Source organism: Corallococcus sp. RDP092CA (assembly GCF_041903675.1).
GTDB lineage: Bacteria > Myxococcota > Myxococcia > Myxococcales > Myxococcaceae > Corallococcus.
Genome location: NZ_JAYESI010000027.1, coordinates 17,745 through 31,627 on the forward strand (window position 1 = coordinate 17,745; position 13,883 = coordinate 31,627).

Sequence of the window (13,883 nt, forward strand, 5' to 3'; positions counted from 1 at the left end):
GGATGGGGGCGGCCCGCTGGCCGTGAAAGGCCCCCTCGCCGTGCTCGCCTGCCTCCTCACGGGCGAGGCTGGAGTGCTCGCGGGTCGCGAGCCTCCGTCGCGGCCCGAGGCCCGCTCGGGCCTCGCGTCAGGTGAAGCGGGACCGTGGCGCGCCCGGGTGTACCAGGGACACGGTCGGAGTCAGCCGCTCAGCGCCCGCACGCGCGCCGCGAGGCTCTGCGTGAAGAGCCGGTAGATGTGCAGCGAGGCCGCGTCGTGCGTGGCCAGGAAGTGCTGGAAGCTCTCGCGGGTGATGCGCAGCGCGCGCACCGCCGTCTTCGCGCGCACGTTCGCGGACACGGGGCCGTCCTGCACGAGCGAAATCTCCCCCAGGAACGAGCCCGGCCCCAGCGTGTTGAGGTGCCGCGCGTTCGGCTCGTTGCCGGAGAAGACGTCCACGGTGCCCTCCAGCAGCACGAGCAGCCCCGTGCCGGGCGCCCCCTTCTCCAGCAGCACCGTGCCCGGCGCGGCCGTCACGGGCCGCGCCAGCCGGTACAGGTCCTTCATGTCCTCCAGCGTCAGCTCGCCGAAGATGGGAATGGCCTTGAGGAAGCGGTACCCGCTGGCCTCCGGCGCGGCCGCCCCCGCGGCCAGCCGCGCGAGCAGCGCCTCCGCCTCCACGTCCAGGCCCATGCGCCGCAAGAGCCGCGCCTTCTCCGTCACCAGGATCGGATCCGCGCGCAGGTGCTCGGCGCTGCTGAGCGCGTCCGCCAGCACCGCGAGCGCCCGGTGGGTGAAGCCGCCGGCATCCAGCACCTTGCAGGTGCGCAGCACGGCCTCGACGTACCGAGGGTCCTCCGCGCGCACGCCGCCCAGGGCCTCGGCCTCCGCGTGGGCCTGGCCCAGCTCCTGGTAGAGGTCCGCGGCCTCGAAGGGGCGGCCCAGGCGGACCAGGCAGTGCGCCATGGGCTCACGGGCGCCGAGGCCCCGGTAGACCTCCAGCGCGCGCTCCAGCGCCCCACCCCGCTCGAAGGCCGCCGCGGCGCGCTCCACCTCACCCGCGCGCAGGTACGCCTCCGCGGCCGCCACGTGCTGACCGCCCTGGGCGTACAGGTCCGCCACCGACACGTCATCGCCGCTGCCATCCAGGAGCCGCGCCGCGCCCGTGAAGTCTCGCGCCCGCCGCAGCACGTCCACCAGCCAGTGGCGCTCCTTCACCGTCCCCTGCGCGGCCTCCTTGCGCAGGCGCTCGCGCTGCGCCGCGCCCAGCTCCTCGTAGAGCTGCGCCGCGCGCTCCGGCTCGCCTTGCGCCGCCAGGGACTGCACCACCTGGAGCGTCCCGCCCCGCACCGAACCGCCCCGACTGCTGCCCGCCGAATCGCCTGCCATGTCACATGTCCCTTCCAGGCCCGCCCCGTCGGGGCGGCGCGCCCGGTTCCGCCAGCGCCTGACAAACCAGGAACCCGGGCGTAAAGCCAGCCTTCACCCGCCTGCCCGTGGCCCTGGAGACACCGGGTCCGCTAGGGTCCCGGGCATGGTTGTTCCCGTCCCGGCCGGGGTGGATCCGGACCGTCTCCCCGGCCCTTCGCGCCCGCGCTCCTGGTACCTGGTGGCGCCGTCCGCGGCCTTGCGGCCCGGTCAGGCGATGGGCGTCCAGGTGGGGGGCCAGGAGGTGGTGGTCTTCCGGAGCCTGGCGGGCCGGGTCCATGCCCTGTCGGCGCACTGCCCCCACCTGGGGGCCCACCTGAAGCACGGCACCGTCCAGGGCGAGCTGCTGCGCTGCCCGCTGCACCACTGGAGCTTCGACGGCGGGGGCCGCTGCCGCGCCGTGCCCGGCCGGAGCGACGTGTCCTGCCTGCCAGGGCCCCGGGCATGGCCGGTGGAGGAGCGCTTCGGCGGCGTGCTCGTGTTCAACGGCCCCGAGGCGTTGTTTCCGCCACCCGACCTGGAGGGTGGGGACCACCGCTGGGACGTGGGACCTCCGGTGACGGTGGGCTGTCCCTGGCTGCCGCTCGCGGCGAACTCGTTCGACCTGGACCACCTGCGCACGGTGCACCACCGCGAGCTGTGGGACACGCCGGCCTGGGAGACGCCAGACCGGTACACGCTGCGGCTGCGCTACACGTCGCGCATCATCGGCACCGGCGCGAGCGACCGGCTGATGAAGGCGTTGTCGGGCAATCGCATCCGCGTGGAGCTCACGCTGCACGGGGGCACGTTGATGTCGGTGAAGAGCGACCTGGGGCGGGCGCGGGGGCTGCTGCTCGCGAGCATGACGCCGGTGGAGGAAGGGACGTCGGTGAGGCTCGCCGTCGCGGCGAGGCGCGGACGGATTCCGGGCGCGGCGGCGCTGGTGCTGGGGGTGTCGCGGTGGCTCTACACGTCGTTCCTGCGTCGGGACCTGTCCGTGCTGGACGGCATGCGCTTCAACGTCGCGACGGCGACGGCGGATCCGGTGATGCGCCAGCTGCTCGACTTCGCGGTGGGCCTGCCCGAGGACGGGGACGATGCGCGCCGGTGACGCTCCGCCGATCCCCGCCGCGCTCAACGCGGTGCTGCTCGCCGTGGCGATGGGCGCGGGCGCGCTGTGCCTGTGGACGGCGTCCCACGCGGAACACGTCTGGGTGCGGCTGGTGGCGGCGGGGGTGTTCTCCTACGTGAACAACACGGTGTTCTCGCTGCTGCACGAAGCGACGCACGGGGTGCTGCACCCGTCGCGGCGGCTCAACGACGGGTTGGGCCGCATCGCGGCGACGTTCTTCCCCACGTCGTTCACGTTGCAGCGCGCGTTCCACCTCACGCATCACCGGTACAACCGCACGGCGCGAGAGCAGTTCGACTACCTGCGTCCGGGCGACCACCGCCTCCTCAAGTATGCGCAGTGGTACGTCATCCTGACCGGCGTGTACTGGCTGTTCGTGCCGCTGGGAGCGCTGGTGTTCGCGCTCGCGCCGGGCCTGCTGAGGAGGCTGCGGGGGCCGGGCACGCGCTACGGGGAACAGACAGGCGCGGACGCGTACCTGGGGCGGTTGGAGGACGCGCCGGGGACGGCCATCCGGGCCGAGGTGCTGGGCATGATGGCGGTCCAGGCGGGGCTGGCGTACGCGCTGGACCTGACGCTCGTCGGCTGGGCGCTCTGCTACGCGGCGTTCGCGGTGAACTGGAGCTCGCTCCAGTACGCGGACCACGCGTGGTCGCCGCTGGACGTGCGCGAGGGCGCCTGGGACCTGAAGGTCGCGGCGCCGGTGCGCTGGGTGTTCCTCAACTACCACTACCACCGGGCGCACCACCGGCACCCGCAGGTGCCCTGGCTCTACCTGGGCCGCTACGTGGACGAAGCCGTGGAGCGGCCGTCCTTCCTGGGCATCTGGCTGTCGATGTGGCGAGGCCCCCGGCCGCTCCCGGAGCAGTCGAAGTGAGCATGCCCCCGGAGCAGGGAGCGCATGCCCAGGGCCCGCTCCTGGGCGTGCCCGCGCCAGGGGAGCTGAAGCGCACGGGCGCGCTGGCCTGCGGCTTCGCGCTGTTCTTCCTCGCGGCATACGGCGGCGCGAGCTGGGTGACGGGCTTCTATCCCGGTGGCCTGCGGGTGGACCTGCCCTTCGAACGGCACATCCCGTTCATGCCCGGCTGGGCCGCGGTCTACGTGAGCATGGACGTGCTGCTGCTGTTGTCCCTGTTCATCTTCCGGACGTGGAGACAGATGCTCCCGTTCGCGCTCGCGCTGTGCGCGGAGACAGCACTCGGAGCCCTCTGCTTCCTCGTCCTGCCGGTGGAGGTGGCGTGGCCGCAGCGCGCCGTCACCGGCGCCTGGGCCTCCGTCTTCCAGGCGGCGGACACGATGAACCTGGAGCGCAACTACCTGCCGTCGCTGCACGTCGCCTTCGCCTGCACGGCGGCGCTGGCCTACCGCGAGCGTTCAGGGCCGCTGGCCCGCACCGTGTTCACGGTGTGGACGCTGGCCATCGCGGCGTCCACGCTGCTCATCCACGAGCACCACCTGCTGGACGTGTTCGCGGGAGCGTTGCTCGCCTGGGGCACGTGGCGGGTCGTGGCGCCCCGGGTCCGGAGGGAGGCATTCCTCGAAGCCGTCCGAGTGGAAGCCCTCTGCGCGCGGGAGCTGTACCGCTTCGCGCGCAGGCACCCGCGGTACGGGCTCATCGCGCTCGTGCTGTATCAGCAGTCGCTGGGACGGTGGCGCAAGGCGAGAAGGGCGCGGGTGGGCTTCAGTTTCCTCCAGCTGGTGGACGACGTCCTGGATGGAGACCGCCCCGTCCAGGGAGAGCCGCTGGACGCCGTCGACGCGCTCCTGCGCACGCTGGAGACCGGAGCGCCGGTCCCCGCCACGGAGTTCCACGACACGGCCGCGGCGCTGGGGCAGACGCTGCTCACGGAGCTGACGGCCCCGGAGGTCCGCGAGCAGGTGTTCCAACTGGTGCGCACGATGCGTCGGGACCGCGAGCGGGTGCGCGACAGGCGCTGGTGGGACGCGACGGCGCTTCAGGCCCAGTTGGAGACCACCTTCCGGCTGTCCGTGGGCTTGATGCTGCACGTCGCGGACGCCCAGGTGCGCGCCGAGGACGCCCCTTCCCTGCTCGCGGCGTTGGGCTGGTGCTCCGTGATGCGCGACCTGCGCCAGGACCTGGCGCACGGCCTCTTCAACGTGCCCGAGGACATCGCCGCGGAGGTGCGCGCCCAGGGACAGGACCCCGTGGACTTCGACGCGCTGCTCGCGGCAGAGGCCGGACGGGCCTGGGTGCGCGGTGAATACCAACGGGCCCGCGCGCTGCTGGACCGCTCCGGGAAGGAGCTGGCCCAGCTGGAAGGCAGGCAGGGCGTCGCGTTGCTGCGCCTCTTCCACAGGTCGGTGGAGGCCTTCTGGGCCCGGAAGCTGCCGCGTCGCATGCCCTTCCTGCGCGAGGCGTCGGTGCTCGAAGTCTCCTGACAGCGACGCTCAGGTGGGTTGAGCGACGAGGTAGCCGCAGTGGTCAAACCACCCTGCGGCATCGCGTGGGGAGAGGGCGGAAAGTGCGAGCTCGATGCCCCGGCCGAGCGCGGTGCGTGAGCGCAGTCTCCACTTGCGCAGCAGCGCCTTCAGCTTGCTCCACGCGGGCTCGATGGGGCTGAAGGCGGGGCTGTAGGGGGGCAGGAAAACCACGCGGGCGCCGCGCGATTCGATGACGTCGATGAGGGCACGGCACCGATGCACCGCCAGGTTGTCCCAGACGACGACGTGTCCGGGTTGGAGCACGGGCACCAGACGCTCCAGGACAAACCGTCCCCAGACTTCGAGACTCGTCCCGCCTTCCACCTCCAGATGCGCGGTGATGCCTTGGAGCGTGAGCGCCCCAATGCCTGTCGTGACGCAGCCCCGATTGCGAGGGACGGCTTCGCCCACCAGGCGCTCGCCCCGGGGCGCGCGTCCATGCGTGCGCGTCATGTCCGTGCGACAGCCCGTCTCGTCCACCACGACCAGCGTGTTGGACGCCACCTGGCTCATGGCCAGCGCATACTCCCAGCGCAGCGCGTCTACGGCTTCGCTGTCGCCCTCCACGGCGTGCAGTGACTTTTTTTACGCGTCAGTCCCATGCGGTGCAGCACCCGATTCACGGTGGCGTGGCTGATGGAGCCGTCAGCCCGCTGAGAATACTGGCGGGCCAATTCTTCGTCCGTCGCGTCGGGGCGCTCCCGCACCAGGTGCCGAAGGAGCACTTCGCCCGCGGCATCCACCTTGCGCGGGGCGCCTCCCCCGTGCGGACGTGCATGCACACTCCCGCTCGCCTCGAAGCGGGCGATGTAGCGGCGCACCGTTGCGTATCCGAGCATGAAGCGGCGGGCGATGGCACTCTTGCCCTCTCCCTCCCGCCAGGCCGCGATGACGCGTTCTCGTAAGTCGAGCGAATGGGTGCCGGACATGGCAGCAGCCCTCCTCTCACCCTCAACACCCAGCGACTGCTCACTTCATTCAAGCGCCGCTGTGAGTCCTTCACCCGCGGTCATCCTCCATGCGCGTGGGGTGGGACCGCCATGGACGACGCGGCGCATGCGTTGACGTGAACCGGACGGAGGCATCTGCTGGACGCATGTCCGACTCCGCCTCTCCCCTTTCCGGCGCCCGGCCGGTGGATGTCTCCGAACGGCTGCCGCTCCTGGACGTGCTGCGCGGCTTCGCGTTGTGGGGCGTGTTCGTGTCGAACAGCTTCGCCTGGTTCAGCGGGCGGGTCCTCTTGCCGAAAGAGCAGGCCCAGGCGCTGGCGGCACCGCCCATGGAGGCGGCCGTCACGGCGCTCTACCACTTCTTCGTGAACCAGAAGTTCGTCACCCTCTTCGCCTTCCTCTTCGGGCTGGGGTTCTCCATCCAGTTGAAGCGCGCAGAGGGCCGAGGCGCCTCGGTCGTGCCGGTGTACTCACGGCGTCTGCTGGTGCTGCTGGGCATCGGGGTGCTGCATCTCACCGCGCTCTGGGCGGGAGACGTGCTCTCCACGTACGCGCTGTTGGGCTTCGCGCTGCTGCTCTTCCGGAGCTGTTCGGACCGGACGTTGCTGGTGTGGGTGGGTCTGTCGGTGGGGGTGGTGCCGCTGCTGGTGCCGGCGCTCCTGCACTTCGGTCCCATCCTGCTGCACGGCGCCCAGGCCGCGGCCGACGCCGCGAAGGCCACCGAGGCACTGGAGGCGCAGCATCGCGAGCAACTGCTGCTGGGGCTCTCGAGCGACTCGCTCTGGACGACGCAGGCCGCGAACGTGCACTTCCTCCAGTACATGCTGCCCACGCTGAAGCGGCTGCTGTGGATGATCTTCATCCTGGGCCGTTTCCTGCTGGGGCTGCTCGCGGGCCGGCACCTGTTGCTCCAGGACGTGGAGGGGCACCGCGCCTGGCACCGGAAGCTGCTGGGCTGGGGCCTGGTGTTCGGAGTGCTGGGAAATGGCTCGGGGGTGGTGGTGCAGCACCTGCGGCTCGCGGGAGTGCTGGACCCATCGAAGGCCCACTGGATGTTCACGCTGTCGGCCATCCAGGAGATGGGCTACCTGGGCCTCGCCGCGGCCTATGTGGCCGCCTTCGCCCTGCTCTTCCAACGGGAGCGCTGGCGCAGGTGGCTGGGCCTCCTGGCGCCCGTGGGGCGCATGGCGCTCACCAACTACCTGATGCAGACGGTGGTGAGCCTCTGGCTCTACGACGGTTGGGGGCTGGGGCTCATCGGCAGGTTGCCGCCATCGCGCTGCGTGGCGCTGACGCTGCTGGTGTTCGCGCTCCAGATTCCATTCAGCCAGGCGTGGCTGTCGCGCTTCCGCTTCGGTCCGGCGGAGTGGCTATGGCGCTCGCTCACCTACGGCCAGCGCCAGCCCATGCGGCATGTGCTCAAGCCGTCGCCGACCGGCGTCCCCGACGCCCGATGAAGAACCCCGCGCCCAGCGCGGCGACGGCGACGAGGGCCCCGAAGCCCAGAGCGGCGTTCTTCACCTTGGTGAGCAGGGGGTTGTCGAACACGTTGGTGGAGTAGTGGAACGCGGCGATGAGCCACTGGTCGCCCTCCTTCACCAGGGTGCAGGTCCACCGTCCATTGACGACGAGGTCCGTCCCGTCGTTGAGGATGTAGTGGTCCAGCGACGAGCCATACGCGACGCCCGTGTTGCCATACAGGCGCGTGAGCGCGTCCACATCGAACTTCGCGGTGACCTTCTTCACGACGCTGTTCGGGCCACCCAGCATCTCCGAGTAATACGCGCGAATGGCGTCCTTCCCCACGCGGACGTCGTTGTTCATGGTGGAGAACACGACGTCCGGGTGCAGGTGCGACAGCAACCGGTCCAGGTCCTGCTTGTTGAGCGCATCCTCCATGTCCTGCTTGATGGCGCGCAGCGCCTGATGCGTCGCCTCGTCGCCAGAGGCCACGGCCGCCGGAGCCACGGCGTCCTGAGCCCCCGACGTGAAGGGGACCGCGACGAACAGCAACGCCAGGAGACCAACGAACCGGGTGCGCACCATCGAAGCTCCATGAAGGAAGGAACGGCGCGCATCCTAAGCAGGTCGCCCGCGGTTCGTTAACAAACCCTGCAACCCCAAGTTCTCCATAAAGGCGCGCACAGCCCAGAGAGCAGCAACGTGAGCCGCGACGCCGCACAAGCATGGCCCCCAGTGCCACGCAAGGCCCCACCTGCCGGGCACGGTTGCCAAAAACCTGTCCGACAGTCGGACAGGTCCGAACCACACGACGCCTGAGCCCACGAACCTGTCCGACAGCCGTACCGATTTGCACCCCACGGCACCGGAGCCCGGGAACCTGTCCAACAGGCCGCCACCGCACGCCCCCCCGAACTCGCAACCTATCCGACAGCCGGACCGGTTCGCACCGCACGGCGCCCGAACCCGCGAACATGTCCAACTGTCCGCCATGTCCACACCACACGGCGCCCGAGTTCGCGAACATGTCCGACCGTCCGACAGGTTTGTGCCTCACGATGCCCGAGTTAGCAACGCGTCCGACTGTCCTACAGATCCGCGCCGCACGACGCCCGAACCCGCGAACATGTCCGACTGTCCTACAGGCCCGCGCCGCACGACGCCCGACCCCACGAACATGTCCGACTGTCCTACAGGTCCGCGCCGCACGACGCCCGAACCCACGAACATGTCCGACCGTCCAAGAGGTCCGCACCGCACGGTGCCCAAGCCCGCGAACATGTCTGACTGTCCGACAGGTCCGCGCCGCACGATGCCCAAGCCCGCGACGTGTCCGACTGTCCGGCTGGTTTGCGCCGCCCGGCGCCCGCGCCAATGAACGTGTCTGACTGTCGGACAACTTTTTCGCGGCCTGGGGCCAGGTCCGCGAACCTGGATGGCTCTTGGACAAGCCTACGCCAGACGGCCCCCTGAGCCGCGAACCGGCATGGCTGTCGGACCGCTCGGCTCCGTACGGGCGCTCAAGCTCGTGAACCGGTATGGCTGTCGGACAGGTTTTCGCAGCCTGCGTGCTGGGACCTCTGAATGTGTCCGACAGTCGGACAGGTTTTCCGAGCCCGCGCTCCGGGGCTGCGTGGGCCACGTGGGCGACACGGGTGGTGGGCAGTCTCATCCATGTCAGACCCCCGTGGTTGGATGACGATGCTGGGACGAAGAGGGGGATGGGGATGGGACGAGGTGGACTGGTGGCGTATGTGGAAGCGGAGATTGAGCGCAAGATCGCGCTGGGGCAGCTACACCCATCGGGGGAGTTCGCTTCGGAAGCGGAGCTGGCGCGCCGCTATCGGGTATGCCGGGGAACCATGCGCGAGGCGCTGCGACGGCTGGCGGCACGGGGCCTGGTGGTGCAGCGCCCCGGCCGCAGGACGCGCGCGGTGGCACTGGACGAATCCCTGACGCTGGAAAACCTGGGACTGGCGTTGCATGACGCATGCTCTCCGGACGCACGGTGGCTCCTGGAGGGCTACTTCAGCCTCCGGCGGCAGGTGCTGGTAGAGCTGCTGACCGACTGCTGCACACGGGCCTCCGAGAGGGACTTGAATCAGTTGGGGCAGCTCTGTTTCCAGCTTTGGGACGCGGCGCGCTGGGCGCCGGGAGAGCGGTGCGCCCAGGTGGAGTTCGAGTTGCTGCGGCTGGCGGCCCGGGTGGCTGAACGGCCCGGGCACGTGCTTCTGGTTCAGTCGCTGCAACGGGCCTTCCTGGGCGGCGCGACTCGGCTGCTGCCCCTCCTGGGGGGTGAAGGGCTGCGCCAGTGGGCGACCTGCGCGACCCAGGCCCTGAACGAGCGCGATGCGCAGGCGCTCCAGCACGAGCTGCCGGCGATGGTGAGGGCTTACGATGAGCGCTTGCTGAATGCCTTCGCTCCCACTTCCAGTGAGCCGGCCGCCCCTCTTCCCCAGGAGGAGCGCCTCGGTTCCCTGGCGACAGCTCCCAAGCAGGAGGGGGCCCCGGAGGAATGCCCTCGTGTGGAGGGGCGTGTCCTCGGAAGTCCGGCATCGGCCATCGACGCCGCGGAGATGACTGGGAGTGACTCATCCGCCCACGTGAATCCCTTGGCCGTAGAGCCCGGCGACACGCCTCTGATGACGTCAGCGACTCTGGGCCCCATCTCCGGTGATACCGGTGCGGAGTGCGCCAGCGGAGACGGGATGGGCGATCCCTTGGGCAACCTGTCTGACGAGCGGACACGTTGTGACTCGACCTTTCCAACGGGGCGTCCGAAGCCCGAGCCTCGACGCATCGGCGCGTGTGGACAACCGATTCGGATGGAGGAGGCCCACGACGCGCGATCCCACCCGCGTCCGTGTGAGCGGGGCTTCCACGCCAGTTCCATCCACCGGATTCTGGTGAACTGCTTGGACACCTTGCGCATTCAGCCAGCGCGTTTCATAAGGGCCAGACGCCTCCTCCAACCGCTCTCACGCGCGCTTCGACTCCGCTGAACCGCTCCCGAAGCTTCTGCCGGCTCGAGTCGTGCGCTCGCGTTCATCAACCCTATCCACCAGGCCCCGGCTCCCTCGAACGGGGTATGGACCCAGGCCCCCAGAAGGATTGGAGTTCTGGAAGCCGCCAGCCGGTCTCCACCGCTGGCCTGGCCCGGGACTCGACGCGATGCAGGGGGACACCACCGTGGACGCGAATCAATTGCTGGAGCTGGTCAAGCGCTATCAGGACTCCAGGTCCTTCATCACCAACGAAGAGACCGCCAAGCTGGCGCTGGTGGTCCCCTTCATCCGACTGCTGGGTTACGACCCCGGCCTCCCCCGGGAGGTGCGGCTCGAGTACACGGCGGACTTCGTCCAGGGGGACGGCAAGAAGCTCCCGGACCGGATGGACTTCGCCATCTTCGACCAGACGGGACAGAAGCCCCTCATCGTCATCGAGACCAAGCCCCTGGGCACCGACCTCAAGTCTCGCGCCCAGCAGCTGGCCCGCTACCTCTCCCAGCTCCCGGAGCTCCACTTCGGCATCATCACGGACGGGTGCCACTACCTGTTCTTCGGAGACCTGGAGAACCCCAACGTCATGGACCCGGAGCCCTTCTTCACGTTCTCCCTGGAGGACACGAAGTCGGACTGGGCCAAGGTCGCGAAGTTCCTGTCCAAGTTCAGCCGCGAATCCTTCAACGCCACGACGCTCATCACCGACGCGGAGAACAGCCGCTACCGCCAGGGGATGATCGACAAGCTCTCCGCCGCCCTGAGGTCCCCCGGCGACCACGAGGGCTTCCTCAAGTGGCTCACCGAGGACATCTACAAGGGGAAGCGGACGACCGCCGTCATGGAGCGCCTCGCGGAGGTCGCCAGGGAGGCCATCGAGCCCACCCTCCTCCGCGTCATGGGCGACGACTTCCTCGACAAGCTCAAGGAGCGCCTCCAGCGCCTGAACGAAGGCACCGAGGTCCCCGCCGCCGCCAAGGACGGCCCCAACGTGGTGAGGGCCGACAGCGCGAAGCCCTTCGAACCGGAGCCGCGCGCGCCGGGCGACGACAAGGGACGCGCCGTCATCGAGACCACCGAGGAGGAGCTGGCCTTCTTCGGCGTCATCCGGGACATCTGCGCCAAGAGCGGCCACGCGGCCGAGGACGTCCTCTACCGGGACACCTCGAACTACTTCAACGTGTCCTTCAAGAAGCCCACGAAGTGGTTCGCGCGGTTCTTCGGCAATGGCAAGCGCAAGTGCATCGCCACCTGGGTGCCCGTCGACGAAGCGAAGACCCTCGCCGCGGGGTTCGAGGTGGAAGCGTCCCCCTCGGCCTTCGGCGTGAGCCGCATCTACATCCAGACGGTCCCGGAGGTGTGGGCGCTCAAGGCACTCGTCGCCCGGAGCCTGGAGCTCTCCCTCACGGCCAAGGAGGAGGCGCCCACCGAGCCCCCGCGCGAGGAGGCCCGGGCCGCGCTCAAGGTGGTCGCCAGCCAGTAGCGGCCCCCCGCGCGCTCACATCGTCGGCCGGTACGGCTCCACCGAGAGCCCCTTGGACGCGAGGAACTCCGGGTTGAAGACCTTGGAGGCGTACCGGCTGCCGTGGTCGCACAGGAACGTGACGATGCGCAGGCCCTGCCCCTGGTGCCTGCGCGCCACATCCCAGGCCGCCACCACGTTCAGGGCCGAGGAGGTGCCCACCACCAGCGCGTCCTCGCGCGCCAGGTGGTAGAGCATCCGCAGCATGTCCTCGTCCTCCACGCGCATCGCTTCATCCACGCGCGCCTGCCGGAAGTTCTCCGTCAGCCGCATGATGCCAATGCCCTCCGTGATGGAGCTCCCGGCCGCCTCCAGCTTCCCCGTGCGCACCTGGCAGTAGAGCCCCGACCCCGGCGGATCCACCAACACCACGCGCAGCGCCGGGTTCTTCTCCTTCAGGTAGCGGCTCGTCCCGGACAGCGTGCCGCCGCTGCCCACCGACGCCACCAGCACGTCCACCTTCCCCTCCGCCTGCTCCCAGATCTCCGGCCCCGTCGTCTCGTAGTGGAAGTCGCCGTTCGCCGTGTTCTCGAACTGGTTCATCCACGCCCAGCCGTGCTCCTCCGCCAGCGCCCGCGCCTGGTGGAAGAAGTGCGAGGGATTGGAGAAGGGCACCGCCGGCACGCGACGCACCTGCACGCCCATCGCCTCCAGGTACTCGTACTTCTCTCGCGCCTGGTTGTCCGGCATCGTCACGACCACGCGGTAGCCCCGCTCGCGGCCCAGCAGCCCCAGCCCGATGCCCGTGTTGCCCGCGGTGCCCTCGACGATCGTGCCGCCCGGCTTCAGCTGCCCGGTGGCCTCCGCGCGCTGGATCATCCCCTTGGCGGCCCGGTCCTTGATGCTCCCGCCCGGGTTCATGAACTCCGCCTTGGCGACGATGTCACAGCCCGTCCGCCGGCTGAGCGAGCCGATGCGCAACAGCGGCGTGTCCCCCACCGCGTCCCAGAGTGAACCCATTCGTGGCGCCATGTCTGTCCCTCACCCGCTACAGCTTGCGCATCCGCACGCGGCGGACCTTGTGGTCACTGCCCTTCACCAGGATGAGCCGCGCCCGGGAGCGCGTGGGCGCGATGTTCTCCGCCAGGTTGGGCCCGTTGATCTCCGCCCACACCGACGCGGCCCGCGCGATGGCCTGCTCGCGCGTCAACTCGGAGAAGCGCCGGAAGAAGGAGCGCTCGTCGCGGAACGCCGTCTCCCACAGGCGCAGGAACCGCTCCACGTACCAGTGGCGGATGTCCGTCTCGGTCGCGTCCACGTAGATGGAGAAGTCGAAGAAGTCCGACAGGAACGTCTGCGGCAGCCGCCCGCCCTCCACCGGCCCCGTCTGCAGGACGTTGAGCCCCTCCAGGATGAGGATGTCCGGCTGCCGGACGGACTGCGCCTCCTCCGGCACGATGTCGTAGACGAGGTGCGAGTACACCGGCGCCGTCACCTCCTCGCGCCCCGCCTTCAGCTCCGCCAGGAAGCGCACCAGCGCGCGCCGGTCATAGCTCTCCGGGAAGCCCTTGCGGTTCATGATGCCCCGCTCGGTCAGCACCCGGTTGGGGTAGAGGAACCCGTCCGTCGTCACCAGCGCCACGCGCGGATGATCCGGCCAGCGCGCCAGGAGCGCCTGGAGGATGCGCGACGTGGTGCTCTTGCCCACCGCCACGCTCCCCGCGATGGCGATGATGAACGGCACCTTGCGCACCGAGTACCCCAGGAACGCCTGCTGCGCCGCCCACAGCGACTGCGCCGACGCCACCTGCAGGTGCAAGAGCCGCGACAACGGCAGGTAGACGTCCTCCACCTCCTGGAGGTCCAGCCGGTCCCCCAGGCCCCGCAGCTTCTCCACCTCGTCCGCCGTCAGCGTCAGCGGCGTGGCGGCCCGCAGCTCGCGCCACGCGGCGCGGTCCAGGTCGACGTACATCGAGGCGGCGCGGGGCTTGGTCACGGACATGCCGCCCAGCTTGAACCAGACCTCCCCATGTCCGGCAAGTGAAGGC

12 protein-coding genes are annotated in these 13,883 nt (G+C 69.9%); 6 read left to right on the plus strand and 6 right to left on the minus strand.

The window, feature by feature from the left end:
• Nucleotides 1-180: 180 nt before the first annotated feature.
• The gene (locus U8525_RS25545) at nt 181-1,368 is read right to left on the minus strand and encodes a cyclic nucleotide-binding domain-containing protein (RefSeq protein WP_374268949.1); all 1,188 of its coding nucleotides are present in this window, start codon (nt 1,366-1,368) and stop codon (nt 181-183) included.
• 145 nt (nt 1,369-1,513) lie between these two features.
• On the opposite strand from U8525_RS25545, the gene U8525_RS25550 reads away from it, so the two are divergent.
• Genes U8525_RS25550 through U8525_RS25560 form a run of 3 tightly spaced genes read left to right on the plus strand, consistent with a single transcriptional unit; the run spans nt 1,514 to nt 4,921 of the window.
• Nucleotides 1,514-2,500 carry a Rieske 2Fe-2S domain-containing protein gene (locus tag U8525_RS25550; protein WP_374268951.1) on the plus strand — a complete coding sequence of 329 codons (987 nt, stop codon included), beginning with the start codon at nt 1,514-1,516 and terminating at the stop codon, nt 2,498-2,500.
• Entirely contained in the window at nt 2,487-3,398 is a 912-nt protein-coding gene (locus U8525_RS25555; protein ID WP_374268953.1) for a fatty acid desaturase, read from the plus strand. The genes U8525_RS25550 and U8525_RS25555 overlap by 14 nt, the downstream gene beginning before the upstream one ends.
• A 2-nt stretch (nt 3,399-3,400) precedes the next feature.
• Nucleotides 3,401-4,921 carry a phosphatase PAP2 family protein gene (locus tag U8525_RS25560; RefSeq protein ID WP_374269078.1) on the plus strand — a complete coding sequence of 507 codons (1,521 nt, stop codon included), beginning with the start codon at nt 3,401-3,403 and terminating at the stop codon, nt 4,919-4,921.
• 9 nt (nt 4,922-4,930) lie between these two features.
• Here the strand turns inward: U8525_RS25560 and U8525_RS25565 are convergent, their stop codons facing one another.
• Complete coding sequence (locus U8525_RS25565) at nt 4,931-5,530, minus strand: transposase (RefSeq protein ID WP_374268955.1); 600 nt, start codon at nt 5,528-5,530, stop codon at nt 4,931-4,933.
• Nucleotides 5,506-5,892, minus strand: a complete 387-nt coding sequence (locus tag U8525_RS25570) for a helix-turn-helix domain-containing protein (RefSeq protein ID WP_374268958.1) — start codon at nt 5,890-5,892, stop codon at nt 5,506-5,508. The genes U8525_RS25565 and U8525_RS25570 overlap by 25 nt, the downstream gene beginning before the upstream one ends.
• Before the next feature lie 167 nt (nt 5,893-6,059).
• On the opposite strand from U8525_RS25570, the gene U8525_RS25575 reads away from it, so the two are divergent.
• Complete coding sequence (locus U8525_RS25575; RefSeq protein ID WP_374268959.1) at nt 6,060-7,370, plus strand: DUF418 domain-containing protein; 1,311 nt, start codon at nt 6,060-6,062, stop codon at nt 7,368-7,370.
• Here the strand turns inward: U8525_RS25575 and U8525_RS25580 are convergent.
• A complete protein-coding gene (locus U8525_RS25580) occupies nt 7,333-7,959 on the minus strand; it encodes an SgcJ/EcaC family oxidoreductase (RefSeq protein WP_374268961.1) in 627 nt (208 codons plus the stop codon). The two genes, U8525_RS25575 and U8525_RS25580, sit on opposite strands and share 38 nt — an antisense overlap.
• Nucleotides 7,960-9,095: 1,136 nt before the next feature.
• On the opposite strand from U8525_RS25580, the gene U8525_RS25585 reads away from it, so the two are divergent.
• Together U8525_RS25585 and U8525_RS25590 are read left to right on the plus strand one after the other, a co-directional pair.
• Nucleotides 9,096-10,376, plus strand: coding sequence for a FadR/GntR family transcriptional regulator (locus tag U8525_RS25585; protein WP_374268962.1), 1,281 nt, complete (start codon nt 9,096-9,098; stop codon nt 10,374-10,376).
• Nucleotides 10,377-10,563: 187 nt separating this feature from the next.
• Nucleotides 10,564-11,856 (plus strand): type I restriction enzyme HsdR N-terminal domain-containing protein, encoded by a 1,293-nt coding sequence (locus tag U8525_RS25590; protein ID WP_374269080.1) that lies wholly within the window; start codon nt 10,564-10,566, stop codon nt 11,854-11,856.
• A 15-nt stretch (nt 11,857-11,871) separates the two neighbouring features.
• Here the strand turns inward: U8525_RS25590 and U8525_RS25595 are convergent, their stop codons facing one another.
• Nucleotides 11,872-12,867, minus strand: coding sequence for a cysteine synthase A (locus U8525_RS25595; protein WP_374268964.1), 996 nt, complete (start codon nt 12,865-12,867; stop codon nt 11,872-11,874).
• 16 nt (nt 12,868-12,883) lie between these two features.
• Nucleotides 12,884-13,837, minus strand: a complete 954-nt coding sequence (gene coaA / locus U8525_RS25600; protein ID WP_374268966.1) for a type I pantothenate kinase — start codon at nt 13,835-13,837, stop codon at nt 12,884-12,886.
• Nucleotides 13,838-13,883: the final 46 nt, after the last annotated feature.